This window comes from Bacteroides sp. AM32-11AC, from assembly GCF_003603515.1.
GTDB classification, from domain to species: Bacteria; Bacteroidota; Bacteroidia; order Bacteroidales; family Bacteroidaceae; genus Bacteroides; species Bacteroides uniformis.
On record NZ_QTNH01000008.1, the window covers coordinates 25,759 to 51,347 of the forward strand.

At 49.6% G+C, this 25,589-nt stretch carries 26 protein-coding genes; 14 read left to right on the top strand and 12 right to left on the bottom strand.

Features of this window, described 5'->3' with window-relative positions; all coding sequences use genetic code 11:
- The 4 genes from DW800_RS10160 to rpmH form a co-directional block, all read right to left on the bottom strand.
- Positions 1 to 981, bottom strand: a complete 981-nt coding sequence (locus DW800_RS10160; RefSeq protein ID WP_005825166.1) for a D-alanine--D-alanine ligase — start codon at positions 979 to 981, stop codon at positions 1 to 3.
- Positions 978 to 2,048, bottom strand: coding sequence for an RluA family pseudouridine synthase (locus tag DW800_RS10165; RefSeq protein WP_005825168.1), 1,071 nt, complete (start codon positions 2,046 to 2,048; stop codon positions 978 to 980). The genes DW800_RS10160 and DW800_RS10165 overlap by 4 nt, the downstream gene beginning before the upstream one ends.
- A gap of 53 nt (positions 2,049 to 2,101) precedes the next feature.
- Positions 2,102 to 2,749: a PASTA domain-containing protein gene (locus DW800_RS10170; RefSeq protein ID WP_005825170.1), complete on the bottom strand. Its 648-nt coding sequence runs from the start codon at positions 2,747 to 2,749 to the stop codon at positions 2,102 to 2,104.
- Between the two features lie 170 nt (positions 2,750 to 2,919).
- The gene (gene rpmH, locus DW800_RS10175) at positions 2,920 to 3,081 is read right to left on the bottom strand and encodes a 50S ribosomal protein L34 (RefSeq protein ID WP_004292199.1); all 162 of its coding nucleotides are present in this window, start codon (positions 3,079 to 3,081) and stop codon (positions 2,920 to 2,922) included.
- Positions 3,082 to 3,275: 194 nt separating this feature from the next.
- On the opposite strand from rpmH, the gene efp reads away from it, so the two are divergent.
- From efp to DW800_RS10210, 7 genes are all read left to right on the top strand, one after another.
- Positions 3,276 to 3,842: an elongation factor P gene (gene efp / locus DW800_RS10180; RefSeq protein WP_005825176.1), complete on the top strand. Its 567-nt coding sequence runs from the start codon at positions 3,276 to 3,278 to the stop codon at positions 3,840 to 3,842.
- 145 nt (positions 3,843 to 3,987) lie between these two features.
- Entirely contained in the window at positions 3,988 to 4,977 is a 990-nt protein-coding gene (locus tag DW800_RS10185; protein ID WP_117688964.1) for a glycosyltransferase, read from the top strand.
- 31 nt (positions 4,978 to 5,008) lie between these two features.
- Positions 5,009 to 5,695, top strand: coding sequence for a RadC family protein (gene radC / locus DW800_RS10190; protein ID WP_005825180.1), 687 nt, complete (start codon positions 5,009 to 5,011; stop codon positions 5,693 to 5,695).
- A gap of 349 nt (positions 5,696 to 6,044) precedes the next feature.
- The gene (locus DW800_RS10195) at positions 6,045 to 6,356 is read left to right on the top strand and encodes a metal-sulfur cluster assembly factor (protein ID WP_005824875.1); all 312 of its coding nucleotides are present in this window, start codon (positions 6,045 to 6,047) and stop codon (positions 6,354 to 6,356) included.
- Positions 6,357 to 6,395: 39 nt separating this feature from the next.
- On the top strand, positions 6,396 to 7,160 hold the full coding sequence (locus DW800_RS10200; RefSeq protein WP_005824878.1) for a UDP-2,3-diacylglucosamine diphosphatase: 765 nt from the start codon (positions 6,396 to 6,398) through the stop codon (positions 7,158 to 7,160).
- 41 nt (positions 7,161 to 7,201) lie between these two features.
- Positions 7,202 to 9,058 (top strand): ChbG/HpnK family deacetylase, encoded by a 1,857-nt coding sequence (locus DW800_RS10205; RefSeq protein WP_119958032.1) that lies wholly within the window; start codon positions 7,202 to 7,204, stop codon positions 9,056 to 9,058.
- Between the two features lie 99 nt (positions 9,059 to 9,157).
- Positions 9,158 to 9,370: a hypothetical protein gene (locus DW800_RS10210; protein WP_005824882.1), complete on the top strand. Its 213-nt coding sequence runs from the start codon at positions 9,158 to 9,160 to the stop codon at positions 9,368 to 9,370.
- Positions 9,371 to 9,468: 98 nt separating this feature from the next.
- Here DW800_RS10210 and DW800_RS10215 read toward each other — a convergent pair whose 3' ends face one another.
- The 3 genes from DW800_RS10215 to pta form a co-directional block, all read right to left on the bottom strand.
- Positions 9,469 to 10,869, bottom strand: a complete 1,401-nt coding sequence (locus DW800_RS10215) for an alkaline phosphatase (protein WP_057086992.1) — start codon at positions 10,867 to 10,869, stop codon at positions 9,469 to 9,471.
- Positions 10,870 to 11,049: 180 nt separating this feature from the next.
- On the bottom strand, positions 11,050 to 12,246 hold the full coding sequence (locus DW800_RS10220) for an acetate/propionate family kinase (RefSeq protein WP_022401075.1): 1,197 nt from the start codon (positions 12,244 to 12,246) through the stop codon (positions 11,050 to 11,052).
- A 21-nt stretch (positions 12,247 to 12,267) separates the two neighbouring features.
- Positions 12,268 to 13,287 (bottom strand): phosphate acetyltransferase, encoded by a 1,020-nt coding sequence (gene pta, locus DW800_RS10225; protein WP_005824889.1) that lies wholly within the window; start codon positions 13,285 to 13,287, stop codon positions 12,268 to 12,270.
- Positions 13,288 to 13,609: 322 nt separating this feature from the next.
- On the opposite strand from pta, the gene DW800_RS10235 reads away from it, so the two are divergent.
- The 4 genes from DW800_RS10235 to DW800_RS10250 are packed head-to-tail and all read left to right on the top strand — an operon-like array spanning position 13,610 to position 16,666.
- A complete protein-coding gene (locus DW800_RS10235; RefSeq protein WP_005824896.1) occupies positions 13,610 to 13,948 on the top strand; it encodes a CidA/LrgA family protein in 339 nt (112 codons plus the stop codon).
- Complete coding sequence (locus DW800_RS10240; protein ID WP_005824898.1) at positions 13,945 to 14,640, top strand: LrgB family protein; 696 nt, start codon at positions 13,945 to 13,947, stop codon at positions 14,638 to 14,640. Before DW800_RS10235 ends, DW800_RS10240 begins: the two co-directional genes overlap by 4 nt.
- A 52-nt stretch (positions 14,641 to 14,692) precedes the next feature.
- Entirely contained in the window at positions 14,693 to 15,607 is a 915-nt protein-coding gene (locus tag DW800_RS10245; RefSeq protein ID WP_117703998.1) for a DUF2156 domain-containing protein, read from the top strand.
- Between the two features lie 42 nt (positions 15,608 to 15,649).
- Positions 15,650 to 16,666, top strand: a complete 1,017-nt coding sequence (locus tag DW800_RS10250; protein ID WP_117703999.1) for a GNAT family N-acetyltransferase — start codon at positions 15,650 to 15,652, stop codon at positions 16,664 to 16,666.
- Positions 16,667 to 16,668: 2 nt separating this feature from the next.
- Here the strand turns inward: DW800_RS10250 and DW800_RS10255 are convergent, their stop codons facing one another.
- From DW800_RS10255 to folP, 4 genes are all read right to left on the bottom strand, one after another.
- Positions 16,669 to 17,988 (bottom strand): TldD/PmbA family protein, encoded by a 1,320-nt coding sequence (locus DW800_RS10255; RefSeq protein ID WP_005834721.1) that lies wholly within the window; start codon positions 17,986 to 17,988, stop codon positions 16,669 to 16,671.
- Positions 17,989 to 18,010: 22 nt separating this feature from the next.
- The gene (locus tag DW800_RS10260) at positions 18,011 to 19,549 is read right to left on the bottom strand and encodes a TldD/PmbA family protein (RefSeq protein ID WP_009037767.1); all 1,539 of its coding nucleotides are present in this window, start codon (positions 19,547 to 19,549) and stop codon (positions 18,011 to 18,013) included.
- Between the two features lie 83 nt (positions 19,550 to 19,632).
- Positions 19,633 to 20,397, bottom strand: coding sequence for a diadenylate cyclase CdaA (gene cdaA, locus DW800_RS10265; RefSeq protein ID WP_005824908.1), 765 nt, complete (start codon positions 20,395 to 20,397; stop codon positions 19,633 to 19,635).
- A gap of 26 nt (positions 20,398 to 20,423) precedes the next feature.
- Entirely contained in the window at positions 20,424 to 21,275 is an 852-nt protein-coding gene (gene folP / locus DW800_RS10270; RefSeq protein WP_005824910.1) for a dihydropteroate synthase, read from the bottom strand.
- Positions 21,276 to 21,459: 184 nt separating this feature from the next.
- Between folP and DW800_RS10275 the strand changes: the two genes are divergently transcribed.
- The gene (locus DW800_RS10275; RefSeq protein WP_008662826.1) at positions 21,460 to 22,758 is read left to right on the top strand and encodes a UDP-N-acetylmuramoyl-tripeptide--D-alanyl-D-alanine ligase; all 1,299 of its coding nucleotides are present in this window, start codon (positions 21,460 to 21,462) and stop codon (positions 22,756 to 22,758) included.
- Between the two features lie 2 nt (positions 22,759 to 22,760).
- Here DW800_RS10275 and DW800_RS10280 read toward each other — a convergent pair whose 3' ends face one another.
- Positions 22,761 to 23,144 carry a VanZ family protein gene (locus tag DW800_RS10280; RefSeq protein ID WP_005824913.1) on the bottom strand — a complete coding sequence of 128 codons (384 nt, stop codon included), beginning with the start codon at positions 23,142 to 23,144 and terminating at the stop codon, positions 22,761 to 22,763.
- 103 nt (positions 23,145 to 23,247) lie between these two features.
- Between DW800_RS10280 and DW800_RS10285 the strand changes: the two genes are divergently transcribed.
- On the top strand, positions 23,248 to 24,615 hold the full coding sequence (locus DW800_RS10285) for a sodium-dependent transporter (RefSeq protein WP_005834711.1): 1,368 nt from the start codon (positions 23,248 to 23,250) through the stop codon (positions 24,613 to 24,615).
- 6 nt (positions 24,616 to 24,621) lie between these two features.
- On the top strand, positions 24,622 to 25,572 hold the full coding sequence (locus tag DW800_RS10290; RefSeq protein ID WP_008662822.1) for a helix-hairpin-helix domain-containing protein: 951 nt from the start codon (positions 24,622 to 24,624) through the stop codon (positions 25,570 to 25,572).
- Positions 25,573 to 25,589: the final 17 nt, after the last annotated feature.

Genomic DNA, 25,589 nt, shown 5'->3' on the forward strand with positions numbered 1-25,589 from the left:
TTAATCCTTAAACTTGTTTTCTATAATATCTGTCATTACATCCTTCATCTCCATTCCGGCAGCACGAACCTGCTGGGGAATAAAGCTGGTGGCAGTCATTCCGGGGGTGGTATTCACCTCCAGCAGATTGATTTTTTCCCCTTCGGTAATGATATAGTCCACGCGGATAATGCCATAGGCCCCGAGTATATCATAAATGGCAGAAGTCAGCGTCTGCACCCGGCGGGTCAAATCGTCCGAGATGCGGGCGGGAGTAATCTCGTCAGACGCACCATTATACTTAGCTTCATAATCGAAGTACTCGTTGTGGCTCACCACCTCCGTAATGGGGAACACTACGGACTTGTCTTTTGTTTTGTAACAGCCGCAGGTAATCTCGGTTCCGTCCATAAAGGCCTCCACCAGTACTTCCTGCGCTTCCGCAAATGCCTTGGCTATGGCAGGTTGTATCTGCTCTTTCGCCGTCACCTTGGTCACGCCGAAGCTGGAACCTCCCAAGCTGGGCTTAATGAAGCAAGGCAGACCGATTTTCTCCATCACATCTTCATCCGTTACCGACTGTCCGCCGCGCAGCAACAACGATTCGGCAATGCGCACACCGAAACCTTTCAGATACTGGTTGCAGGCAAACTTATCGTACGTGAGCGACGCTGCCAGTACTCCGCAACACGAATAAGGGATGTGGAGCATATCAAAATAGCCCTGCAGACGGCCGTCCTCACCCGGAGTTCCGTGGATGGTGATATAGGCAAAGTCGAATGTCACTTTCTCGCCATCCAGCACGAAGCTGAAGTCATTGCGGTCTACCGGAGTCTTAGCGCCGTCGGGCAGCTGTACATGCCAGTCCAGTCCGTGCATTTCTACAATATATAAGGTATACTTCTCCTTGTCGATGAAGGAGTAAATCCCCTGTGCACTACGCAGGGAGACGTGGAATTCGGAGGTATCTCCTCCGGCTACAATAGCAATCGTGCGTTTCATTCTAATTCTCTGTTACTGATATAGCCTCTCCATTTGTCTATCAGCCGGGTCATGTCATCGGGCAATTCCGAAGTGAAGTACATTTCTTCTCCGGTGACGGGATGCACAAACCCCAGCGTCATGGCATGCAATGCCTGCCGCGGACAAGTGTCGAAGCAGTTGTTTACAAATTGTTTGTATTTAGCGAAGTGGGTTCCTTTCAGGATTTCGTGTCCACCGTAACGTTCGTCGTTGAAAAGTATGTGTCCGATGTGCTTCATGTGCACACGGATTTGATGGGTGCGTCCCGTTTCAAGGATACATTCCACCAGTGTGACGTATCCCAAACGTTCGAGCACCCGGTAATGGGTGACGGCATGCTTTCCCTGGTCGTCGGGGAGGACGGTCATCTGCATGCGGTCTCTGGGATTACGACCGATATTGCCGACAACGGTCCCTTCATCCTGCTCTACATTTCCCCAGACCAGCGCCCGGTAACGGCGTTTTGTCGTCTTGTTGAAGAACTGGTTGCCGAGATTCGTCTTGGCATCCGGAGTCTTGGCTATCACCAGCAGGCCGGAGGTGTCCTTGTCGATGCGGTGCACCAGTCCCACATGCGGGTCATTGGCATCATAATCGGGATTATCCTTCATATGCCAGGCTATGGCGTTGACAAGCGTACCGTGATAGTTGCCATGACCGGGGTGCACCACCAGACCGGCAGGTTTGTTCACTACCATCAGATACTTGTCCTCATATACTATATCAAGGGGGATGTCTTCGGGGATGACTTCATTCTCATAGCGTGGACGGTCCATCATCACAGTGATTACATCCATCGGCTTCACCTTATAGCTGCTTTTCACAGCCTTGCCGTTCGCCATCACGAAGCCTGCATCGGCAGCCTTCTGGATGCGATTACGCGAGGAGTTCGTCAAGCGGTCGAACAGATACTTGTCCACCCGCACCATCTCCTGCCCCTTGTCCACCACCACACGGAAGTGTTCATAGAGTTGCGCCTCGTCACCCACCGGCTCTACGTCGTCCAGCTCATCATTATCTATATCATCCGGCAATTCTTCTATCATCACGGCATTTACAATTTGACTATTTACAATTTACGATTGGAGTCAGATGTTTATCAGAACCAGGACTCATCTGCCGCGGAGTCTTCGGACAACACGGGTTCAACGGTACCTCCCACGGCATCCACTCCCAGGGAGTCTGCCTTCAAGGCGCCTCCATCTCCCACCATCAGCGTCAGCACTGCGCCGGTGGGCACTTTCTCGCCGATGGAAAGCTGACGCCCCTTATACTTCACGCCATACACCCAGTCCTTCTCACCCGGAATATACTGTATCTCGGCCAGCTTGAAGCCCGAAGCCAGAATACGCGCTTCCGCCTGCCGCAGCGAACTGTTGTCCGCCACATCGGGCACTATGTGCAGAGGGACTTCAATCGTATTGATTGTAAGATAGATGGTACGTCCTTCCTTTACCTTTTGTCCGGCTGCCGGATTATATTCGAGGATGCAGCCGGCAGGAAGAGTCTTGACATAACTGGAATCCGAAACGATGCAGACCAAGCCGCGGTTACGGAACATTTTCTCGGCTTCCTCCACTCCCATACCCTTCACATCGGGCACTATCACAGCCTCGCCGTGGCGGGTATATATATCCAGTCCTTTCAGCACTCCGAACAGCAATCCCACTACCACAACGGCCATCGCAAGGATGTTCGCCCAGAAGAACCGGTTCTGCCGGAAAGAGAAAAAATCTTTTATTGTCATAATCGATAATGCATTATTTGGGACAAAGATACAATTTTCACCACATAGTACACGGAGTTGGCAATAGTTTTTTCCGGAGAACCGGGCACAATACATAAGAAAAGCTGCAAAAGACCAGAATCAGTCTTTTGCAGCTCCCTTATTTCTTTAATACGAACGAGAACGGCCTATTATGCCTTTACTCCGTTGTATTCGTCAGAAACAGTCAGTTTCTTTCTGCCTTTAGCACGACGTGCTGCCAATACTCTGCGGCCGTTTGCTGTAGCCATTCTCTCACGGAAACCGTGTTTGTTCTTTCTCTTTCTGTTCGAGGGTTGAAATGTTCTTTTCATTACTGTATCTTGTTTTATGTTATTATTCTCACGAATTCGGGCTGCAAAAATAGGTACTTTTTTCAAATAAACCAAGAGATAACTCATTTTCTCTCAAAAGTTTTTGTGTTTTTTACCGAATTCCATTACTTTTGCACCCGCAAACCAGCACTAAAGAAGTAAATACCAATATAATAATATTAAAGACTATAAGTATGATTAATGCCCAAGACATTAAAATCGGAACTTGCATCCGCATGGACGGCAAGCTGTATTTCTGCATCGACTTCCTGCATGTAAAGCCGGGAAAAGGTAATACCTTCATGCGTACCAAGCTGAAAGACGTGGTGAACGGCTACGTTCTGGAACGTCGTTTCAACATCGGTGAGAAACTGGAAGACGTGCGTGTAGAACGTCGTCCCCACCAATACCTCTATCATGACGGTGACAACTACCAATTCATGAACCAGGAGACTTTTGACCAAATTCCCATCGCCCACGACCTCATCAACGGTGTTGACTTCTTGCTCGAAGGAATGATAGTAGACGTGGTATCAGACGCTTCCACAGAAACCGTGCTCTATGCCGACGTGCCCATCAAGGTTCAGCAGAAGATTACCTATACGGAACCGGGACTGAAAGGCGACACAGCCACCAACACGCTGAAGCCCGCCACAGTAGAATCCGGCGCCACAGTCCGCGTCCCCTTGTTCATCAACGAAGGCGAGACTATCGAAATCGATACGCGCGACGGTTCTTACGTAAGCCGCGTAAAAGCATAAGCCCTTTTGGAAATCAGGCAAATGCCCTTTTCATATCATCCCCGGTGCTCCACTTGGCATCCGGGGATTTTTCTTTCCATTTATTCATCTACAAAGCTTAAATGATATATCTTTGCGGAGACAACCAAAACATAAAGCCATACCCATGAGATACTCCGTCATCATCCCCGTATACAACCGCCCCGATGAGGTGGATGAACTGCTGCAAAGCCTGACGCAGCAAAGTTTCAAGGATTTTGAAGTGATTGTGGTGGAGGACGGCTCCTCCATCCCCTGCAAGCCGGTCACAGAGAAGTATCAGGAACTATTGGACGTACATTACTATGACAAGCCCAACTCCGGCCCCGGGCAGACCCGTAACTACGGGGTGGAACGAAGCAAGGGCGAATACCTGATAATACTGGATTCGGACTGCATCCTGCCCGAAGGTTATTTCCTTGCTGTGGAAGAAGAGCTGCAGCACGAAGCCGCCGATGCCTTCGGAGGCCCCGACCGCGCGCACGAATCATTCACAAACATACAGAAAGCCATCAACTACTCCATGACCTCCTTCTTCACCACCGGCGGTATCCGTGGGGGGAAGAAGAAGATGGACAAGTTCTATCCGCGCAGCTTCAACATGGGTGTGCGGCAGGAAGTGTACCAAGCCCTGGGCGGATTCTCGCGGATGCGCTTCGGGGAGGACATCGACTTCAGCATCCGAATCTTCAAGGGAGGATATACATGCCGGCTGTTCCCCGGTGCCTGGGTATACCACAAGCGACGGACAGACTTCCGAAAATTCTTCAAGCAGGTACACAATTCCGGGATTGCCCGCATCAATCTGTACAAGAAGTATCCGGAATCGCTGAAGCTCGTCCACCTGCTGCCGGCTGCATTTACCCTGGGAGTGGCCATATTCCTGCTGGGAACGCTCTTCTGTCCGTACAGCCTGCTGCCCATCGCTCTTTATGCGCTTCTGGTATGCATCGATTCCACTATCCGGAACCGTAGCCTCAGCATCGGGCTCTACTCCGTTGCCGCCTCCTTCATCCAGCTCATCGGATACGGGACGGGGTTCCTGCGCGCCTGGTGGAACCGCTGCATACTTGGCAAGGACGAGTTCGAGGCGTTCAAAAAGAACTTTTACAAATAAGGAGGATTAGGGGTTAAGGATTAGGGATGATATGGAGAAACTGAATATCAACCAGTGGGCTGCAGAGGACCGCCCGCGGGAAAAGATGATGCAGAAAGGGGCGGAAGCCTTGAGCGATGCCGAACTGCTAGCCATCCTCATCGGCTCCGGTAATACGGAAGAAACCGCCGTGACACTGATGCAGCGCATACTCGCCGCCTGCGGCAACGACCTCAACCGCCTGGGCAAATGGGAGGTGCGGGACTTCTCCCGATTCAAAGGCATGGGCCCCGCCAAAAGCATCACCGTCATGGCATCCCTGGAACTGGGCAAACGCCGCAAGCTGCAGGAACGCTCCGGACGTACCGCCATCCGCTCTTCCGCCGACATCTACGAGCTGTTCCATCCCCTGCTCTGCGACCTTGCCACAGAAGAATTCTGGGTACTGCTTATGAACCACGCCGCCAAAGTGATAGACAAGGTACGCATCAGCCGCGGCGGCATCGACCAGACCACCGCCGACGTGCGCAGCATCCTGCGCGAAGCCCTGCTGCAACGCGCCACACAGATAGCCCTTATCCACAACCATCCCTCCGGCAACCCGCACCCCAGCAACGACGACCAGCGGCTGACGGAACTCGTGAGGAAAGCCGCCCAAACCATGAACATACACCTGACCGACCACGTCATCGTCACGGACGGAAGCCATTACAGCTTCAACGACGAAGGATTGCTATAAATAATCCAAGTTACGGACATACTATACGAAAGACAAAAGCGGTCATAACACTAACTATCAGCACATTGTATTTACCTGCTATTTACCAGCTAATGTAAAAGCCGTTACCGCGGTATGTAAAAGCCGTTACCTTATATTGTAACGCCCTTTACCCCATATTGTAAAGACCTTTACCGCCTATTGTAAAAGGAGTTTCCCTAGGGGTAAAGGGAGTTCCCCCAGAGGGTGAAGCGTGTTTCCCCACCGTCAAACCCTTTCTGAAGTAATGAAAAGGAGGGCGTTCCTTTGCATTTTCAATTAAATTCCATAGCTTTGTTCTTTGAAAACCTATATATAAAACCCTACGAATATGACCAAATTTGAAATAGAAGAGAAAATAGTCTCCATGCTCAAGACCGTATTCGACCCGGAAATACCGGTAAATGTATACGACCTGGGACTGATTTACAAAATAGACGTCTCCGACCAGGGAGAAGCCTCCATCGACATGACGCTGACTGCCCCCAACTGTCCGGCAGCCGACTTCATCATGGAAGATGTGCGCCAGAAGGTGGAATCCATCGACGGCGTAACCTCCGCCACCATCAATCTCGTCTTCGAACCCGAGTGGGACAAGGACATGATGAGCGAAGAAGCGAAACTGGAGCTGGGATTCCTTTAAATCAGTTGAAAGTTCAAAGTTGAAAATGGAAAGTTGAAAATGAAGAATGTATATTTCCTCTCGGATGCTCACCTGGGCTCACGAGCCATCGAACACGGACGAACCCAAGAACGGAGGCTGGTCAACTTCTTGGACAGCATCAAGCACAAGGCATCGGCCGTATACCTGCTGGGAGACATGTTCGACTTCTGGTACGAATTCCGTACCGTAGTGCCCAAAGGATACACCCGCTTTCTGGGCAAGCTGTCCGAACTGACCGACCTGGGAGTGGAAGTCCACTTTTTCACGGGAAACCATGACCTTTGGTGCGGCGACTATCTGACCAAGGAGTGCGGCGTCATGATACACCGCGAACCGCTGACCACCGAAATCTTCGGAAAAGAGTTCTACCTTGCCCACGGTGACGGGCTAGGCGACCCGGACAAGAAGTTCAAGATGCTGCGCGCCATGTTCCGCAGCCGTACCCTACAGACGCTGTTCTCTGCCCTGCACCCCCGCTGGAGCATGGAGCTGGGACTGAACTGGGCCAAGCACAGCCGCTTGAAACGCATAGACGGGAAAGAACCCGCATACATGGGAGAAAACAACGAATACCTGGTGCTCTACACCAAGGAATACCTGAAAAGCCATCCCAACATCAACTACTTCATCTACGGTCACCGCCACATCGAACTGGACCTGATGCTGAGCAGTACCGCCCGCATCCTCATCCTCGGCGACTGGATAAACTACTTCTCGTACGCCGTCTTTGACGGCGAGAACCTCTTCCTTGAGAATTTTGTGGAGGGAGAGACGAAGCTATAACCCGCATTTCCAAACTGTTAACCATCATACCATTACCACCCATGAAACCTTTAAGACTGAAAAACATGATTGCCGGATGCCTGCTCGCAGCAGGAGCATTGCCGGTATGGGGACAATCCGGCGCCCCGACACTTGTCATCCGCATTGACGATCTCGGTGCCCTGCATTCCGTCAACGAAGCCTGCATCCAGACCTACCGCTCGGGTATTGCCCGCAGCGTGGAAGTGATGCCCGTAGCAGCCTGGTATCCGGAAGCCATCAAGATGCTGAAAGAAAATCCGGGACTGGACGTCGGCCTGCACCTCGTCATCACCAGCGAGTGGGAGAACGTGAAGTGGCGTCCGCTGACCCACTGCCCCAGCCTGACGGACGAGAACGGCTATTTCTACCCGATGATGTTCCCTAACCCCGCCTATCCGGGACAGTCCATCATGGAGCAGAAATGGGACATCAAGGAGATAGAGCAGGAGTTCCGCGCACAGATAGAGACGACGCTGAAAAGCATTCCGCAACTCAGCCATCTGTCCGGACACATGCTCTCCACCGGTTTCAGCAAAGAAGTGAACGAGCTGGTGCAACGGCTCGCCAAAGAATACAACCTGCCGTCCATCGACCGCATGGACTCCTCCAAGGACTACCGGTTTACCTACATCGGATACGACGGCCCCAAAAGAACCGCCGAAGAAAAGGAGGCCAGCTTCATCAAAGCATTGGAGAAGTTGCAGCCGGGCCAGCGCTACCTTTTCTTAGACCACCCGGCACTGGACAACGATGAAATGAAAACCGTCTTCCACATCGGATATGAGGACGTGGCGCTGGACCGCCAGGGAGTGACCGACCTGCTGACAAGCCCCCGCGTCCGGAAAGCCATTGAGGACAAAGGCATAAAGCTGATTTCCATCAACCAACTGACCAAGGGCCTGCCCCGCGCCGCCGCTACTCCGAAGCTGGACAAGGCCATGAACAGATATCTGGATGCCGTAAAGAAAGCCGGACAAGACCTGCACAGTATCATGATTGTGCAACACGGCAATGTCATTGCCGAAGAATGGATGGGCGAAGGGAAAGAGGATGAGCCTCACATCCTGAACTCCGTCAGCAAGACATTCACCGCCACCGCCGTGGGACTTGCCGCCTCCGAAGGCAGGCTGAAGCTGACGGACAAGGTCATCTCCTTCTTCCCCGACAAGCTTCCGGCAACCGTCAGCGAAAATCTGGCAGCCATGACCGTACGCGACCTGCTGACCATGAACTGCGGGCACGACACCGACCCCACCGGAACGGTACGCAAAAAGGTGGACGCCGATTGGGTGCAGGAGTTCCTTGCCTTCCCCGTGGAGCACAAGCCCGGTACCTTCTACACCTACAACAGCCTGGGAACCTACATGCTCTCAGCCATCGTACAGAAAGTGACGGGCGAGAAAGTGGCGGATTATCTCTATCCCCGTCTGTTCCGCCCGCTTGGCATCGTCAACGCCCGGTGGCAGGAAAGCTCGCAAGGCATCAATACCGGAGGCTGGGGGTTGTACCTCAAAACGGAAGACCTTGCCAAGATAGGACAACTATTCCTGCAGAAAGGAAACTGGAACGGACAGCAGATTCTGCCCGAAGAATGGGTAAAGGAGGCATCTGCCTGCCAAGTGCCCTCACTGCCCGCCGGCATGAAACCGGAGATGCTGAAGAAAGCGAAGATGAGCGCCAAGACAAGCGACTGGCTGCAGGGCTACGGCTACCAGATGTGGCGCTGCCGCCACAACGCCTACCGTGCCGATGGTGCCAACGGACAATACATACTGGTGTTGCCGGACAAGGATGCCGTCATTGCCGTCACCGCCAACATCCCCGACATGCAGGCAGAGCTGAATCTAATATGGAAGTACCTGCTGCCCGCGCTATAAAACGTTTATTCTTATAAATGATTACGAAAAAGTGAAGGTTACCGGAACTTTTTCCCGGCATGGTTGTAGTAACATCATAACATTAAAAACATTAGCGTTATGGATGATATGATTTACAGAAACGACCCGATTGCCGAAGAGAACATAGACCCGCACGGACGTCCGGCAACGGATGAATTCGAGGAATGGAGCGAAGAGGTCTCCGAACGGACAGATACCGGATACAAGGACCAGAAAGTAAAATCCGCCAAGGAACGGGAGAAACGTATCCGGGAGATGGATGAAATTATAAAGAAGGACCTTAAGGAATAATCACCACAGATAGCACAGATTCTCACAGATTAGTCTCTTATACTTGATTTCAGAGCTTCCAATCTGTGAGAATCCGTGTAATCTGTGGTGACTTTCTATTATTTGTATCCGCCAGCCTTGGCTATGCGTTTCGGGATTTCCGTGTTGTCCATCTTACCCACGAACAGCTTGGAGCCTGCACCTACTGCGAATACCGGCACATATCCGGCTGTATGGCCACCGCTGGTCCAGCCTACCATGGCAATCTGGCTCATCACCTTCTTGGCGGCAACGGCCAGGGGCTCAGTCTTGGCATAAAGACTTTCCTCAAACACTACATGCTTGTTCACGAATGATTCTTCGTAAGCATCACGCAGCATCTTCTCCTGCTCCCAGCTCACCGGCAGTTCTTTCCAGAAACCCATCTTTTCTGCCAGGAATTCCTTCATTTCCGGCCAGTTGATAACCTTGCGCATCTTGCGTAAGTCCGTGATGGAACGCGAAAGGATATCCTGAGACTGCTTCTGCTTGGCAAGGGCTTTCAGTTGAAGCTCGTACTTACCGGTACCCAGACCCAGACCGCCGGTTTCATGGTCGGCAGTTACCACAATCAGCGTTTCTTTGGGATGCTTCTTATAGAAGTCGTAAGCCACCTTGATGGCGTTGTCCATATCCACCACTTCCTCAAAGACTGTGGCGGGGTCGTTTCCGTGGCAGGCCCAGTCAATCTTTCCACCTTCAACCATCAGGAAGAAACCCTTGTTACTGCCTTTGGTCAAGAAAGAGATGGCGCTTTCGGTAATTTCGGCCAGTGTCAGGTCGCCTTCCTGGCGGTCGATGGCATAGGGCAGACAAGAAGGCTCTGCCCCTTCTTTCTGGATAAGAATCATCTTGTCCGCCTGGGCAGACTTCGACTTGTATTCGTCAAGGCCTCTTGCAACGGTATAGCCGGCTTCTTCAAAGATAGGGAAGATGCTCGGAGCCTCTTTCTTGTCGGCAGTAGTAGTCGGTTTCAAGAAACCACCGCCTGCATAGAAGTCGAAACCGGCTTTCGGCAGGTCGAGGGCTATCTCGTAATACATACCACGGTCCGGCTGGTGGGCATAGAATGCAGCGGGAGTAGCATGGTCTACACTGACGCTGGTAGTTACCCCAACTTTCTTACCGGACTTTTTGGCTCTCTCGGCCACACTCTGAAGCACACTCTTGTTATCGTCCATACCAATGGCGCCGTTATAGGTCTTTGCACCGGTAGCCAGGGCTGTTCCGGCAGCAGAAGAGTCAGTCACCGAGTTGGTGGCAGAAAAGGTAGTTGCCATGCTGGCAACCGGGAAAGAAGTGAACAGCAAAGGCTTTACACCGATGCGCCCTTCTTGTTCGGCCAGATACATCTCCGTACCGTTCACCTGGTTCACACCCATTCCATCACCGATGAAATAAAACACGTACTTCGCCTGCTGGGCATAGGCCATGCCGCTGGTCAGCAGTACAAAGAACAACACATACATTAATCGTTTCATAAGCAGTTCTTATTTAAAGTTATTCGGAAAATTGCCTTTATTGTTTTTAACCGAGTAACAAAGATAGGTATTTTAAAGGATTCGGAAAACATTTCGCCCCTACAAATACATTACATATTTGCAGGGGCGAAACCACATCCGGACTCCGGGAAGCCGGAACCGGGAAATATTACAGCGATATTACTTCTTCAGAATATCCATCGTGTCCGAAGCAATCATCAGTTCCTCGTCAGTGGGGATTACCACCACCTTCACCTGAGAATCTTCGGTAGAGATAACCATTTCTTCACCGCGTACTTTGTTCTTCTCGGCATCCAGCTTTATGCCCATGAATTCCAGGCCTTCACATGCACCCCAGCGGGCACTTGCCTGATTCTCGCCGACACCACCGGTAAATACCACGATATCCACACCACCCAAAGCAGCGGCATAGGCACCGATATATTTCTTGATGCGGTAGAAGTACATTTCTTCAGCCAGAACAGCCTTCGGATTGCCGGCAGCTACGGCATTTTCCAGGTCGCGCATGTCACTGGATTCACCGAAGATACCCAGCACACCGCTCTTCTTGTTCAGCAGGTTGGAGATGCCGTTGGCATCCAGACCCTCTTTCTCCATGATGAAGGAAACGGCACCGGCATCAATATCACCACTGCGGGTACCCATCATCAGACCTTCCAGCGGGGTCAAGCCCATGCTGGTGTCTACACACTTACCGTCCTTGATGGCAGTAATGGAACCACCGTTGCCAATGTGGCAAGTGATGATTTTCTTTCCTTCCGGCTCTACACCTAGGAACTCGCAGACGCGCTGCGATACGTAGCGGTGTGAGGTTCCGTGGAAACCATAACGGCGTACGCCGTACTTTTCATAAAGTTCGTAAGGCACGGCATACAGATAGGCATGCTTCGGCATGGTCTGATGGAAAGCCGTATCGAACACACCAATCTGCGGAACATTAGGCAGAATGGCAGATATTGCATTTACCCCCTTCAGGTTAGCAGGATTGTGGAGCGGAGCCAGGTCGTTGCAGGCAGTGAAGGCGGCAAGCACTTCCGGCGTCAGCCGTACAGACTCGCTGAACTTTTCGCCTCCATGCACCATACGGTGACCTACGGCATTGATTTCGTCCAAAGACTTGATGGCTCCATATTCAGGGCTTGTCAAAGTGTTCAGGATAAATTCCACACCTACGGTATGCTCTGGAATGTCCCTCTCAAGAACTTTCTTCTCGCCACTGGGCAAGGTGAACTTCAGGAAAGAGTCCTTCAAACCAATTTTTTCGATACCACCCTGGGCGATAACTTCTTTCCGGTCCATATCAAACAATTTGTATTTGATGGACGAGCTACCGCAGTTCAATACTAAGATTTTCATACTATATATCAGATTTAAAAGTTATTCAGCATTCTTTTTGGCAGCAATGGCCTGATTGGCAGTGATGGCAATCATGCGATACACATCCTCGATGGAGCAACCGCGTGAAAGGTCGTTCACCGGACGGGCGATACCTTGTAGGATAGGTCCTACGGCATCAGCATGTCCCAGACGTTGCACCAGTTTGTAGGAGATGTTGCCCACTTCGAGGCTGGGGACAACCAATACGTTAGCATGTCCGGCGATAGAAGAACCCGGAGCCTTGCTTGCACCTACTTCCGGCACCAAAGCTGCATCGGCCTGCAACTCACCGTCGATGGCAATATCGGGAGCCATCTCCTTGGCAATCTTCAATGCCTCAACCACTTTATCCACCACTTCGTGCTTGGCAGAGCCCTTGGTAGAGAAGCTCAGCATGGCAACTTTCGGGTCGAGACCGGCAACTGCCTGGGCTGTACGTGCCGTACATACGGCAATCTGTGCCAATTGTTCTGCATCGGGCACCGGAGTCACAGCCACGTCACCCATCACCAGGATACCGTTCTTTCCATATTCAGGAGCATGTGTCAGCAGCAGCATGGCACCCGAAACGCAAGTGATGCCCGGGGAAGTCTTGATAATCTGCAAAGCAGGGCGAAGTACATTACCCGTAGTGTTGCGTGCACCTGCCAACTGGCCGTCAGCGTCGCCGTTCTTTATAATCAGGCAGCCCAGATAAAGCGGATCGACAACCAACTTGCGAGCCTCTTCGATGGTCATGCCTTTCTTTTTGCGGAGCTCGCAAAGCAGTTGGGCATATTCTTCTTTCTTAGGATGGTCTTCCGGGTCGATAATGGTAGCTTTGTTTATATTTCCCAGCCCCCACTCTTTGGCACAAGCCTCTATCTCGGCAGGTTTTCCAAGGATAATCAAGTCGGCTACTCCGTCAGTCAGGATTTGATTGGCAGCTTTCAGTGTACGCTCTTCCGTACCCTCGGGAAGAACAATTCGTTGGCGGTTTGCTTTGGCACGCTCAACAATTTCGTTAATTAATCTTTGCATGATATTTTAATTGTCTATTAAGAATCGGCAGTATGTGTTATTCACGCCGCAAAAGTACACAATTTTGCAATATCTACATTGCAAACATCGGTCTTTTTACCGTTCAGACCATAATTATTATAATATTTAACATTAGGTATTCCCAGCATTCATGTGTACGCACACGTGCCCCTCTGCAACAAACAATTACCCGTCCGGCAGGAACAACCCGCCCGACTCTACAAACGACATAAAAAAAATCAGGATACAACGATAACAAGCAATACATAGAATACCTACCTTTGCAGCGTTTTCAACGTATAACAATAGGTATTATAATAATATGATTCGTCAATGCGCCATCCTTTTCGGATGCTTAGCTTTGGGTGAACTGATTGTTTTCTTTACGGGTATCAAGTTACCTTCCAGCATCATCGGTATGCTGTTGCTCACCCTATTCTTGAAATTGGGTTGGATTAAACTGCACTGGGTGCAGGGTATGTCCGACTTCCTGGTTGCCAACCTGGGCTTCTTCTTCGTACCGCCCGGTGTAGCTCTCATGCTTTACTTCGATGTCATCGCCTCCGAGTTCTGGCCGATAGTGACCGCTTCCATAATCAGCACCCTGCTGGTGATTGTAGTCACCGGATGGGTTCATCAACTAACACGTAAAATCAAATGAACTTTTTAGAAAACGAATTTTTCCTATTGGCTGTCACCTTCGGGATTTTCTTTCTGGCCAAACTCCTGCAGAAAAAGACCGGCATCATGTTGCTGAACCCCATCCTGCTGACAATTGCCATCCTCATTGTCTTCCTGAAGATGACACATATCAGTTATGAGACCTACAATGAAGGAGGACATCTGATAGAATTCTGGCTGAAACCCGCTGTTGTAGCCCTGGGAGTCCCCCTATACCTCCAATTGGAAACGATTAAGAAACAGCTGCTCCCCATCATGCTGTCACAACTTGCCGGCTGCATTGTGGGAGTTATCTCTGTCGTGCTGATAGCTAAATTGATGGGGGCTTCCGACGAGATTATCTACTCCCTGGCGCCCAAGTCGGTCACTACGCCGATAGCCATGGAAGTAACTAAGTCGCTGGGCGGCATTCCCTCACTTACCGCCGCCGTAGTGGTCTGTGTAGGCTTGCTGGGAGGAATACTGGGCTTCAAGACCATGAAACTGACCCACATCGGCAGTCCTATGGCACAAGGCCTTTCCTTGGGAGCCGCCGCCCACGCGGTAGGAACTTCCACAGCCATGGACATCAGCCGCAAATACGGCGCATTCGCCAGCCTCGGCCTGACCCTGAACGGTATTTTCACTGCATTGCTGACCCCAACTATTCTGCGATTATTAGGGCTACTCTAACAAAATCTTCTTATTTTTGTTATCTATAATCATAACCAACTAAAAACAACGTATGATTTCATTTAAAGATATCGAATTACAAGACAAAGAACTGATTACTTCCTATACACAGAACAGTCCGCGACGGAATTGTGACCTCTCATTCTCCAACCTATGCAGCTGGCGTTTTCTATACAATACAAAGTTTGCCATCATGGACGGCTTCCTCCTGCTGAAATTCTGGGCAAACGATGAACTGGTGTACATGATGCCGATAGGTAACGGAGATTTGACAAAAGTACTGGACGCACTGGTCGAAGACGCACACCGGGAAGGGGAACCTTTCTGCCTGCTGGGAATATGTTCGGGCATGTGCTCGGAACTGGAAGCCTTCATGCCCGGAGAATTCCAGTTCACAGCAGACCGGGACTATGCCGATTACCTCTATCTGCGTACAGACCTCGCCACGCTTGCCGGAAAGAAATTCCAGTCCAAACGGAATCATGTCAACAAATTCAAACGCACCTATAATTACGAATATACTCCCATCACTCCCGACCGCATCCAGGAATGTCTGGACCTGGAAGCCGAATGGTGTAAGGCCAACAATTGCGACCAGCATGAAGGAACGGGCAACGAACGTCGCGCACTGGTCTACGCCCTCCACAATTTTGAAGAACTGGGATTGACCGGAGGCATCCTGCATGTAGACGGCAAAATTGCCGCCTTCACTTTCGGAATGCCCATCAACCAAGATACCTTCGGAGTACATGTGGAAAAGGCCGACACCAGCATAGACGGAGCGTACGCAATGATTAACTATGAATTTGCCAACCATATCCCCGAACAATATGTCTACCTCAACCGTGAAGAGGATTTGGGTATTGAAGGATTGCGCAAGGCCAAACTTTCGTACCAGCCTGCCATTATTCTGGAAAAATACGTGGCATGCCTGAAAGATGAACCGGTGGAAGCTATCAAATGGTGAGAGTAAGGATTAGAGATTAAGGATTAAAAGGATAAGGGATTGATGATACGGGAAAAGGTAAAGAACTTATGGAAGCTCTGTTTCAATGATAGCGAGGAATTTACTGAACTGTATTTTCGGCTCCGCTACAACAATGATATCAATATTGCCATCCAAAGCGGCGAAGAAGTGATTGCCGCCCTACAGATGTTGCCTTATCCTATGACGTTCGAAGGAGAAGATATTCATACGGCCTATATATCCGGCGCCTGCACACACCCTGATTACCGTAACCGGGGCGTAATGCACGAGCTGTTATCACAAGCCTTTGCACGGATGCTACACAATAATGTCGCCTTATCCACCCTGATACCGGCAGAACCGTGGCTGTTCGACTACTATGGCCGCAGCGGTTATGCCCCCGTATTCCGCTATGCCGAAGAGACCTTTATCGCTTCCGGTACACCGACAGCCGATATGGGCCTTACTTTGGAAATGTCTGCCGAATATACTGAAAAAAGATATGAATATCTCGACCGGAAATTGCGGGAGCGCCCTTGCTGCATCCAGCATACGGAAGAGGATTTCCAGGTTATCATTGCCGATTTACAACTGGGACAGGGCTTCGTTTGCACATTGAGCAATGGGGAGGAAATCACGGCTTTGGCCATTACCTATCCGATAGGGAAAGCCAACTGGCGCATTGGAGAAATCGTGTCGGATACTCCCACAACAAAAACTTTACTGCTTCAACATATCTGCCAAAGCCTGAATCTCCCGTCCATCCGGGTTCTCACTCCTCCCGCTACCGGTGAAAGCCAACTTTTGGGTATGGCACGCATCATCAATGCCAAAACCATGCTGCAACTCTATGCTACGGCCCATCCGGAACTGGAACTCAGCATTCATCTCACCGATGAGCAGGTCAGTGCCAATAACGGCTACTACTACCTGAACAATGGTAAATATATGAATAGTGCCAAGCGTCTGCCGGGCAGCCACTTGGCACTTACAATCGGTGAACTCACCGAAAAAATATTTGCAACATCAAGCCCATATATGAGCCTGATGTTGAACTAGCATTACAATCCGCTGAAGTCGACTCCCTCAAATACCAGCGAAGGAATCTGCCATGAACGGTTCGGTTGAGGGTCATTGCCCACAGCAACCAAGGAATTCCATAAAGTAACCATGTTACCCGTCACATTCATTTCGTTGACGGGCTGTGTCAGCTTGCCGTCTTCAATAAGGAAACCCTCTATACCATAAGAGAAGTCACCGGTACTGCTATTGCTGTTACCGCCATTGAAGCCCGTAACCAAGATGCCTTGTTTAATATCTGCAACCAATCCGTTCAGGTCCTTATCGCCCGGTGTCAGAATTAGACGTGAAGGTGCACTGATAGTAGGAGCTATATCCATCTTCTTACCATTGTAGGTATCGATGAAATAAGTTTTCAGCACGCCTTTGTCAAAAACAGTGCGGGGTTCGGTAGCCACACCCTCATTATCGAAATAGCGTGAACCGTTTGCACCGATAGCATGCGGCTCGTCACGCAACGTGAAGAGGTCGGAAGCCACTTTCGTATCCAGCTTATCCATCAGGAAGGAGTTCTTTTGTTGCAAAGCACTGCCATACAATGCACTTAGCATCGGACTGAGCAGGTTTCCCACATTCATAGGGTCAACCACCATTGTATATTTACCCGACTTTGCTTTCTTCTGTCCCAGCTTGCGCAATACGCGTTCCAATGCCTTGGCACCGATTCCCGTCTTCGTCAATTTATCATAGAACAGAGCCGAGTCGTACCAGTAATCCTGAGGGCGAGCTTCGCCTTCTCCCTTAATGGATACACTGGCTGAGACAGAGAACCAGGTACTCTTCGACTCGCCTTCAAATCCGTTGCTTATCAAACGATAGGAAGAACCCTCGCCATCACTATAAGAAGAATCAACCGAAATGATACGCTCATCCTTGCCCAATACCTCCTCTGCAGCAGCACGGGCAATCGCCACTTTATCATCCGGGTTGACTTCATAGAGTTTCTTATCAAAAAGCTGCAAGTCAGGCTTGCCTCCTTTATAGTAGCGTGCAGGGTCGGCCAGCATACGCGACTCATCCACCGCCAGATAGCGGGTAGACTCTATACCATTCGTGATAAGAGTTTCCAATTCTTTCTTATCCAGCCGATTGGTGGAAAAAGAGCCGAAACGTCCGTCCACATAAAGATTCAATCCCAAACCATTCTCCGTAGACTGCTGCAAACGGTCCATTTTGCCGTCACGCAGTTCAAAAGAAGAATTAGAATTTGTATATAGCACCAGTTTGGCTGCCTGGCAACCGTTCTTCAAGGCATATTCCATTGCCCATTGTGCCAATTTCTTATTGTCGTCTGTAATCATGTCTTTAATTGATAGTTGATAATTAACTTTCTCCTCCTACAGTCAGCTTGCTGACTAGTGCCGATGGCATACCGCAGGTAACGGGACAAGACTGACCGTCTTTACCACAAGTCCAAGTACCGTTGTCAATCTTATCGTTATTTGCCACCATCGTGATGTCAGCCAATGCTTTCGGACCATTACCGATGATATTTATATCCTTGACGGGCTGCGTCAGCTTGCCATCCTCAATCAAGTAACCCGACTTCACAAAGAAGGTAAAGTCTCCGGCACCGATTTGCACCTGGCCATTGGTAAACTGGTCACAATAGATACCTTTCTTCACGGTGGAGATAATGTCCGCTTCCTTCATATTGCCGGCTTCCATATAAGTGGCACGCATACGGGGGATAGGAGTATTACGGAAAGTATCGCGACGTCCGTTTCCGGTAGGAGCCACCCCGTAATGCTTGGCACTGATGCGGTCGTGCAGATAGCTGGTCAGGATACCTTCTTTCACAATATAGGTCTTCTGGCCTTCCACACCCTCATCGTCAAAGTTCACGGCTCCGCGGTTGAAGGCAATGGTACCATCATCCACCACATTGATATGCTCGTTGCACACCTTCTTGCCAAACAAGTCGCAGAAGATGGAAGTACGCTTACGGTTAAAGTCAGCCTCAAAAGCATGTCCTATGGCTTCGTGTAACAAGATGCCCGAACCACCCGCTCCCATCACGACAGGCATTTCACCGCCTTTGGGCTTCACTGCCTTGAACAAGATGGAGGTCTTATCCACAGCTTCACGCGCAAGGGTATCCACAATATCGTCCGTCATGAATTCAAACCCTTTGCGGTAAGAACGACCGGCATAACCGTTCTCCATTTTTCCATTCTCTTCCATAATACACACGGCCATGAAAGAGACCATTGGGCGGTAATCATAGTAGCTCACGCCCTCTGAGTTACAGAATAAGACATGAGAAGTACTGTCTACAAGAGACGCCTGGACCTTGCGCACCCGGTTGTCCAGAGAAAAAATCTTTTCGTTCAGTTTCTCCAGATAAGGAATCTTTGCCTTAAGGCTCACGTCTTCCCAAGGTTCGGTGACGGCATAACGGCTTTTGGCAATCGTCTTCTCCGTCAGCCCCACAGGCTTTCCGGCCTTACCCGAAGAAGCTATACGGGCAGCCGTACGGGCAGCACGCAGCATTTCTTCTACGGTCACGCCTTCTACATAGGCATAGCCAGTCTGGTCGCCTGCTAATACGCGCACGCCCATACCGAAGTCAATGTTGGCTCCACAATTGTTTACTTTACCGTCCATCAGAACCACACTATTATTAAACGTGTGCTCAAAATAGAGGTCGGCATAATCTCCGCCTTTTTCCAGAGCGGCAGCCATCACTTTCTTCAAGTCAGCTTCCGTCACGCCAAAGTGAGCCATTGCCGAAGCTACGGCAGACTGATTATCTGCTCCTCCCAAAGCTCCGCGTACTGACGCAGGCATAGCCAACGAGGGTACTGCCAGCGAGCCTAACATCGCCAGACTTCCCGTCCGTAAGAAATTTCGTCTATCCATCCTTTTCAGTTATTAGTTATAAGATATTGTTTTTATTTTATATCATAGTTATATGACGTAAAAATAGGGGATTTTGTCACACCTCAGCTTTCCTTTGTTAACAAACTTTCCAATTCCTCAGCATTTAGGCGCAGATAGAATTGTCCTTTATAAGCCACTGAAATACCTCCGGTCTCCTCCGATACAATGATAGCATGCGCATCAGACACCTGGGAAATTCCCATGGCAGCACGATGCCTCAGCCCCAGTTCCTTAGGAATGTCCAGATTATGGGAAACAGGCAGGATACATCCCGCCGCTTTGATACGTTTCTTACTGATAACCATCGCTCCATCGTGCAACGGACTGTTCTTAAAGAAAATATTCTCAATCAGACGCTGGTTTATATCGGCATTGATAATTTCTCCCGTACGCACCACATCATCCAAAGGCAAATTATGTTCAATGACAATCAAGGCACCAACCTTCTGCTTCCCCATGCTGATACATGCCATTACCACCGGCATGATGTCGTCATGTTCCAACTTCTCTTTCTTATTGCCGGTGAAGAAGCGTACCAGCGCACTGGCATGCTGATGCGAGCCGAGTGTCAGCAAGAAGCGCCGTATCTCGTCCTGAAACAAAATGATAAGCGCCAGCACGCCCACACTGACCAGCTTGTCGAAGATGGAGCCGAGCAATTTCATCTCCAGCACCTGCGACACCACCAGCCATATCAGGATAAACACCAGGATACCCGTAAACACATTGATAGAGCCGGAGGCTTTCATCAGCTTATACGTATAGTACAGCAAGAAAGCCACTAACAGAATATCTATAAAATCTTTTATTCCAAATTCAAAAAACACGATATTGAATGATTAGGGGTTAGGGATTAGGAATTATTTCGCATGGCTTGCACAATCCGTACGGTTTCCACGGCTTCTTTCACGTCGTGTACGCGGAGGATGTCAGCACCTTTCAGCAAACAGATGGTATCGAGCACCGTAGTACCATTCAGCGCCTCCTGAGGAGTAATGTCCAACAAGCGGTATATCATCGATTTACGTGAAACGCCTACCAGCAAAGGCAACTCAAAAATACGGAACTCTTCCAGATGGGACAGCAATTCATAGTTATGCTCCATTGTCTTTCCAAAGCCGAAACCGGGGTCCAGAATGATGTCTTTTACACCTAAGTCACGTAATTGCTGCACCTTGCGCGCAAAATACAAGAAAACCTCTTTCAGAAGATTGTCGTAATGAGGATGCTGCTGCATACTTTGCGGAGTGCCTTGCATGTGCATCATAATATAAGGTACGTTCAATGCCGCAACGGTATGGAACATATTCGCATCCATCTCACCGGCCGCAATATCATTGATGATGGCAACACCATACTCTTCCACACACATTCTTGCCACATCCGCCCTAAAAGTGTCTACCGACACCACAGCATCCGGCTGTATCTCAAAAAGTATTTTCAGGCCCATACGCAACCGTTCCATCTCTTCCCTGGCAGAGACATTGTCGGCATTGGGACGGGAAGAGTAAGCGCCTATGTCAATAATGGCCGCTCCCTCCGAAACTATCTGTTTCACCCGGCGTGCTATTTCTACCTCTGTCTGTGTGCGGCTACCGGCATAAAAGGAATCGGGAGTAACGTTCAGTATGCCCATGACACGGGGTTGAGAGAGGTCGAGCAGCGAACCGTTGACATTTATATATCGGGCAGTTGTAATTTCCATAGGCAGTCTGTTCTATATAGTACCTGCAAATGTAAACAAAAAAGTGGTTTCAAAATACATAAACTCATAAAACTGATAAGTTTTTTGCTTGTACCCGGGAAGGGAGAGGATTAAAACTATATCTTTGCACGATGGTTTACCACAGATTACACAGATTCACACAGATTGATTTAATTATAAAGTCATGGATATAACAGCTATACATCAGATATTCCTAACATGCACCAGTGTCACTACTGACAGCCGTAACTGCCCCCAAGGCTCTTTATTCATTGCGCTGAAAGGCGAGTCGTTCAACGGAAATGCCTTTGCCGCCCGAGCGCTGGAAAGCGGAAGTGCTTATGCCATAGTAGATGAAGAAGCCTATGCCCCCGCAGGCGATACACGATACATCGTGGTGGAAAACAGCTTGAAGACCTTGCAACAACTTGCCAATTACCACCGTCGGCAGATGCGTACACCCATCATCGGCATTACGGGTACAAACGGAAAGACTACTACCAAGGAACTGATGTCCACCGTACTTTCGCAAACTCACAACGTGCTCTATACCTTGGGAAATTTGAACAATCACATCGGTGTTCCCCTCACCTTGCTTCGCCTGCGCCCTGAACACGACCTTGCCGTGGTGGAAATGGGTGCCAGCCACCCGGGAGACATCAAGGAGCTGGTAGAGATAGCCGAACCTGACTACGGGATCATTACCAACGTAGGAAAAGCCCATCTGGAGGGATTCGGCTCTTTTGAAGGAATCATCAAGACCAAAGGAGAGATGTACGACTATCTGCGGACGCGGAAAGAAGCTACCATCTTTATCCATAACGACAACCCCTACTTGAAAAAGATAGCCTACGGACTCCACCAGATTGCCTACGGCAGTGAGGACGGGCTGTACATCAACGGACACGTCACCGGCAATTCTCCTTACCTCACCTTCGAGTGGAAAACGGACAACGAAAGCAAATATCACGAAGTACAAACCCGGCTTATCGGTGAATATAACTTCCCCAATGCTCTGGCAGCTGTCACCATCGGACATTTTTTTGGTGTGGAACCGGAGAAAATAGACAAGGCACTGGCCGGATATACCCCGCAAAACAACCGTTCACAACTGAAAAAAACAGCGGACAACACACTGATTATCGATGCCTATAATGCCAATCCCACAAGCATGATGGCTTCCATCAGCAACTTCCGGAACATGCAGGCCGAAAACAAAATGCTGATATTGGGAGATATGCGGGAGTTGGGTAAAGACAGTGCCGACGAGCACCAGAAGATTGCAGACTATCTGGAAGAATGCGGATTCAAGGATGTAGTTCTTGTAGGGGAATTGTTTGCCGCCACACGCCACCCTTATCAGAGTTATCCCGATGTGACCGCACTCATCGCAGAGCTGCAAAGGGAGAAACCTTGTGGGAAAACTATTCTGATAAAAGGGTCGAACGGCATCAAGCTAAGTTCCACAGTTGAATACTTATAATCCTATTTCATCCTTGGCCTTAAAATAAAATAGCCGACCATTGATGCAAGCACCGCTCCCGTGGTATTGGCCGCAAAATCCAGCCAGTCTCCGCCACGGTATGTCGTGCAGTATTCTTGCAGCAACTCCACCATTCCGCTGAACAAAACGGGACAGACAAACGCCCCTGCCCATGCATGCCATAAAGGGGCGTTGTCTCTCCGGTGAGCGCGAAGAAACTCCAGCCACAGCATTCCTGACATGCCGAAATACATACAGATATGCACCACCTTGTCTATATTGGGAATCTTGCTTATTTCTGTAGAAGGCGGTTTAAAGAATGAAAGATAAATCACCGTCAGAATAATAAAAAGCGACACCGGATATTTCTTAATATAATATAGCATATACCAAATTATCAACGAACTGTGCGCAAAAGTACAGAACATTTTCTATATTTGCATGTTTTAGCTGGTATTAATAACGAATTGAAAGAAAAATCTACGTTTTATGACAAAAAGTGACAGAGCCAACTTCGGAAGCAAATTAGGCGTCATACTTGCCTCGGCAGGCTCCGCAGTCGGTTTAGGCAATATCTGGCGTTTCCCGTTTGAGACCGGGAATCACGGAGGTGCGGCATTTATCCTTGTATACTTGGTTTGCGTGCTCATTCTCGGCATCCCCATCATGATTGCAGAATTCCTCATCGGCAGGCGCTCGCGTGCCAATACGGCAAGGGCTTATCAGAAATTGGCACCCGGCACGCATTGGCGCTGGGTAGGACGTATGGGCGTACTGGCCGGATTCCTTATTCTGGGATATTACTCCGTTGTGGCAGGATGGACGCTTGAGTTTATCGGCGAAGCGGCTACCAACAGTTTTGCCGGGAAGTCGGCAGCCGATTTCATCGCATCCTTCAACAGCTTTGTCAGCAACCCCTGGCGTCCGGTCATCTGGCTGGTGCTGTTCCTGCTGGCCACCCATCTCATCATTGTCAAAGGAGTGGAAAAAGGTATTGAAAAATCAGCCAAAATCATGATGCCAATGCTATTTGTCCTATTGATAATCCTTGCCATCTGCTCCATATCCCTGCCCGGAGCAGGAGCAGGCATTGAATTCCTGTTGAAACCGGACTTCAGCAAAGTGGACGGCAATGTGTTCCTTGGAGCCATGGGCCAGGCATTTTTCTCCTTGAGCTTGGGGATGGGATGTCTCTGTACATACGCTTCTTACTTCCGCAATGATACGAACCTGCCCAAAACGGCACTCAACGTGGCGGCTATCGACACCATGGTAGCCATTTTGGCAGGATTCATCATCTTCCCTGCCGCCTTCTCTGTAGGCATCAAACCGGATGCGGGTCCCAGTCTGCTATTCATCACCTTACCTAATGTCTTTCAGCAAGCGTTCGGCAATATTCCCTGGCTGGCGATACTGCTGTCTCTGATGTTCTATATCCTACTGGCATTGGCAGCACTTACTTCCACCATTTCCCTGCACGAAGTGGTAACTGCCTATCTACATGAAGAGTTCAAGTTCTCACGCAGCAAGGCAGCCAGATACGTGACAGCGGGCTGTATTTTCTTAGGAGTATTCTGCTCACTGTCTCTCGGTATCGGCAAAAGCTATACCGTATTCGGGCTAAACCTATTCGATTTGTTCGACTTTGTAACGGCCAAGCTAATGCTACCGTTAGGCGGTTTCTTCATTTCCATCTTCATAGGCTGGTATCTGGACAAGAAAATCGTATGGGAAGAAGTCAGCAACAATGGCACTCTGAAAGTATCCGTCTACAAGCTATTGATATTCATCCTGAAATATATTGCTCCGATAGGAATTGCACTGATTTTTATCAATGAACTGGGTTTTCTGAAATAGGCCATCATGCAGAACCCCTTTAAAGAATTCCTTTATTTCTCCCGGGGAGAAAGGCGCGGAATACTGGTTTTGATTACCGGCATTATTCTCGTCTTTCTCTCCGGGTATATTTATATATACCAAAGAGAGAACCGCCCCCTCTCCGATGAAGTAATCCGGCGGCAGGCCACTGCCATGGCAGAATACGAATCGTTCATCGCATCCATACAAGAAAAGGAACAAAAATGGGACAACAGACTTAAACCTTCCTCCCAAAAACAACCGACAACCGTCTCCTTGGCCCGTTTCAATCCCAATATCGCCGACTCCGTCATTTTTTGCCGACTGGGACTGCCCGGATGGATGGCGCGGAACATACTCCGCTACCGTAGTAAAGGAGGGAAGTTCCATAAGGCAGAAGATTTCCGGAAAATATATGGAATGACAGAAAAACAATATCAGACACTCCTACCCTATATCCACATCACTCCGGAAGACACAGAAACAAGAACCGTCCAGTTATACAGCTCTCCTGCAAGCAATGACAGCGCCGTTACTTTCCGAATTGCACCGGAAAAATATCCGTCTGGGACCCTTGTCGACCTGAACCGCGCCGACACCACAGAACTGAAGAAAATACCAGGCATCGGTAGTGGCATTGCCCGTCTAATCATCGGTTATCGGCAACGCTTGGGAGGATTCTACAACATCACGCAATTACAAGAAATCCATTTGGACACCACCCAATTGCAGTCCTGGTTTTCCATCGACACCCGGGCCATCCACCTCATCAACCTGAACCGTAGTAGCATAGAGAGGCTGCGCCACCATCCTTACATCAACTTCTACCAGGCAAAGGCCTTTGTAGAATACCGGAAGAAGAAAGGCGACCTTCATAGTCTGAAACCTTTTGCACTTTACGAGGAATTCTCCGATACCGATTTGGAGAAAATCAGTCACTACGTTTGCTTTGAATAACAGCATCATGCAACATT

What these genes read in the sequence shown, in the direction of transcription:
- DW800_RS10160 (WP_005825166.1), bottom strand. Translation starts at nt 981, where the DNA reads ATGAAACGCACGATTGCTATTGTAGCCGGAGGAGATACCTCCGAATTC.
- DW800_RS10165 (WP_005825168.1), bottom strand. Translation starts at nt 2,048, where the DNA reads ATGATAGAAGAATTGCCGGATGATATAGATAATGATGAGCTGGACGAC.
- DW800_RS10170 (WP_005825170.1), bottom strand. Translation starts at nt 2,749, where the DNA reads ATGACAATAAAAGATTTTTTCTCTTTCCGGCAGAACCGGTTCTTCTGG.
- rpmH (WP_004292199.1), bottom strand. Translation starts at nt 3,081, where the DNA reads ATGAAAAGAACATTTCAACCCTCGAACAGAAAGAGAAAGAACAAACAC.
- efp (WP_005825176.1), top strand. Translation starts at nt 3,276, where the DNA reads ATGATTAATGCCCAAGACATTAAAATCGGAACTTGCATCCGCATGGAC.
- DW800_RS10185 (WP_117688964.1), top strand. Translation starts at nt 3,988, where the DNA reads ATGAGATACTCCGTCATCATCCCCGTATACAACCGCCCCGATGAGGTG.
- radC (WP_005825180.1), top strand. Translation starts at nt 5,009, where the DNA reads ATGGAGAAACTGAATATCAACCAGTGGGCTGCAGAGGACCGCCCGCGG.
- DW800_RS10195 (WP_005824875.1), top strand. Translation starts at nt 6,045, where the DNA reads ATGACCAAATTTGAAATAGAAGAGAAAATAGTCTCCATGCTCAAGACC.
- DW800_RS10200 (WP_005824878.1), top strand. Translation starts at nt 6,396, where the DNA reads ATGAAGAATGTATATTTCCTCTCGGATGCTCACCTGGGCTCACGAGCC.
- DW800_RS10205 (WP_119958032.1), top strand. Translation starts at nt 7,202, where the DNA reads ATGAAACCTTTAAGACTGAAAAACATGATTGCCGGATGCCTGCTCGCA.
- DW800_RS10210 (WP_005824882.1), top strand. Translation starts at nt 9,158, where the DNA reads ATGGATGATATGATTTACAGAAACGACCCGATTGCCGAAGAGAACATA.
- DW800_RS10215 (WP_057086992.1), bottom strand. Translation starts at nt 10,869, where the DNA reads ATGAAACGATTAATGTATGTGTTGTTCTTTGTACTGCTGACCAGCGGC.
- DW800_RS10220 (WP_022401075.1), bottom strand. Translation starts at nt 12,246, where the DNA reads ATGAAAATCTTAGTATTGAACTGCGGTAGCTCGTCCATCAAATACAAA.
- pta (WP_005824889.1), bottom strand. Translation starts at nt 13,287, where the DNA reads ATGCAAAGATTAATTAACGAAATTGTTGAGCGTGCCAAAGCAAACCGC.
- DW800_RS10235 (WP_005824896.1), top strand. Translation starts at nt 13,610, where the DNA reads ATGATTCGTCAATGCGCCATCCTTTTCGGATGCTTAGCTTTGGGTGAA.
- DW800_RS10240 (WP_005824898.1), top strand. Translation starts at nt 13,945, where the DNA reads ATGAACTTTTTAGAAAACGAATTTTTCCTATTGGCTGTCACCTTCGGG.
- DW800_RS10245 (WP_117703998.1), top strand. Translation starts at nt 14,693, where the DNA reads ATGATTTCATTTAAAGATATCGAATTACAAGACAAAGAACTGATTACT.
- DW800_RS10250 (WP_117703999.1), top strand. Translation starts at nt 15,650, where the DNA reads ATGATACGGGAAAAGGTAAAGAACTTATGGAAGCTCTGTTTCAATGAT.
- DW800_RS10255 (WP_005834721.1), bottom strand. Translation starts at nt 17,988, where the DNA reads ATGATTACAGACGACAATAAGAAATTGGCACAATGGGCAATGGAATAT.
- DW800_RS10260 (WP_009037767.1), bottom strand. Translation starts at nt 19,549, where the DNA reads ATGGATAGACGAAATTTCTTACGGACGGGAAGTCTGGCGATGTTAGGC.
- folP (WP_005824910.1), bottom strand. Translation starts at nt 21,275, where the DNA reads ATGGAAATTACAACTGCCCGATATATAAATGTCAACGGTTCGCTGCTC.
- DW800_RS10275 (WP_008662826.1), top strand. Translation starts at nt 21,460, where the DNA reads ATGGATATAACAGCTATACATCAGATATTCCTAACATGCACCAGTGTC.
- DW800_RS10280 (WP_005824913.1), bottom strand. Translation starts at nt 23,144, where the DNA reads ATGCTATATTATATTAAGAAATATCCGGTGTCGCTTTTTATTATTCTG.
- DW800_RS10285 (WP_005834711.1), top strand. Translation starts at nt 23,248, where the DNA reads ATGACAAAAAGTGACAGAGCCAACTTCGGAAGCAAATTAGGCGTCATA.
- DW800_RS10290 (WP_008662822.1), top strand. Translation starts at nt 24,622, where the DNA reads ATGCAGAACCCCTTTAAAGAATTCCTTTATTTCTCCCGGGGAGAAAGG.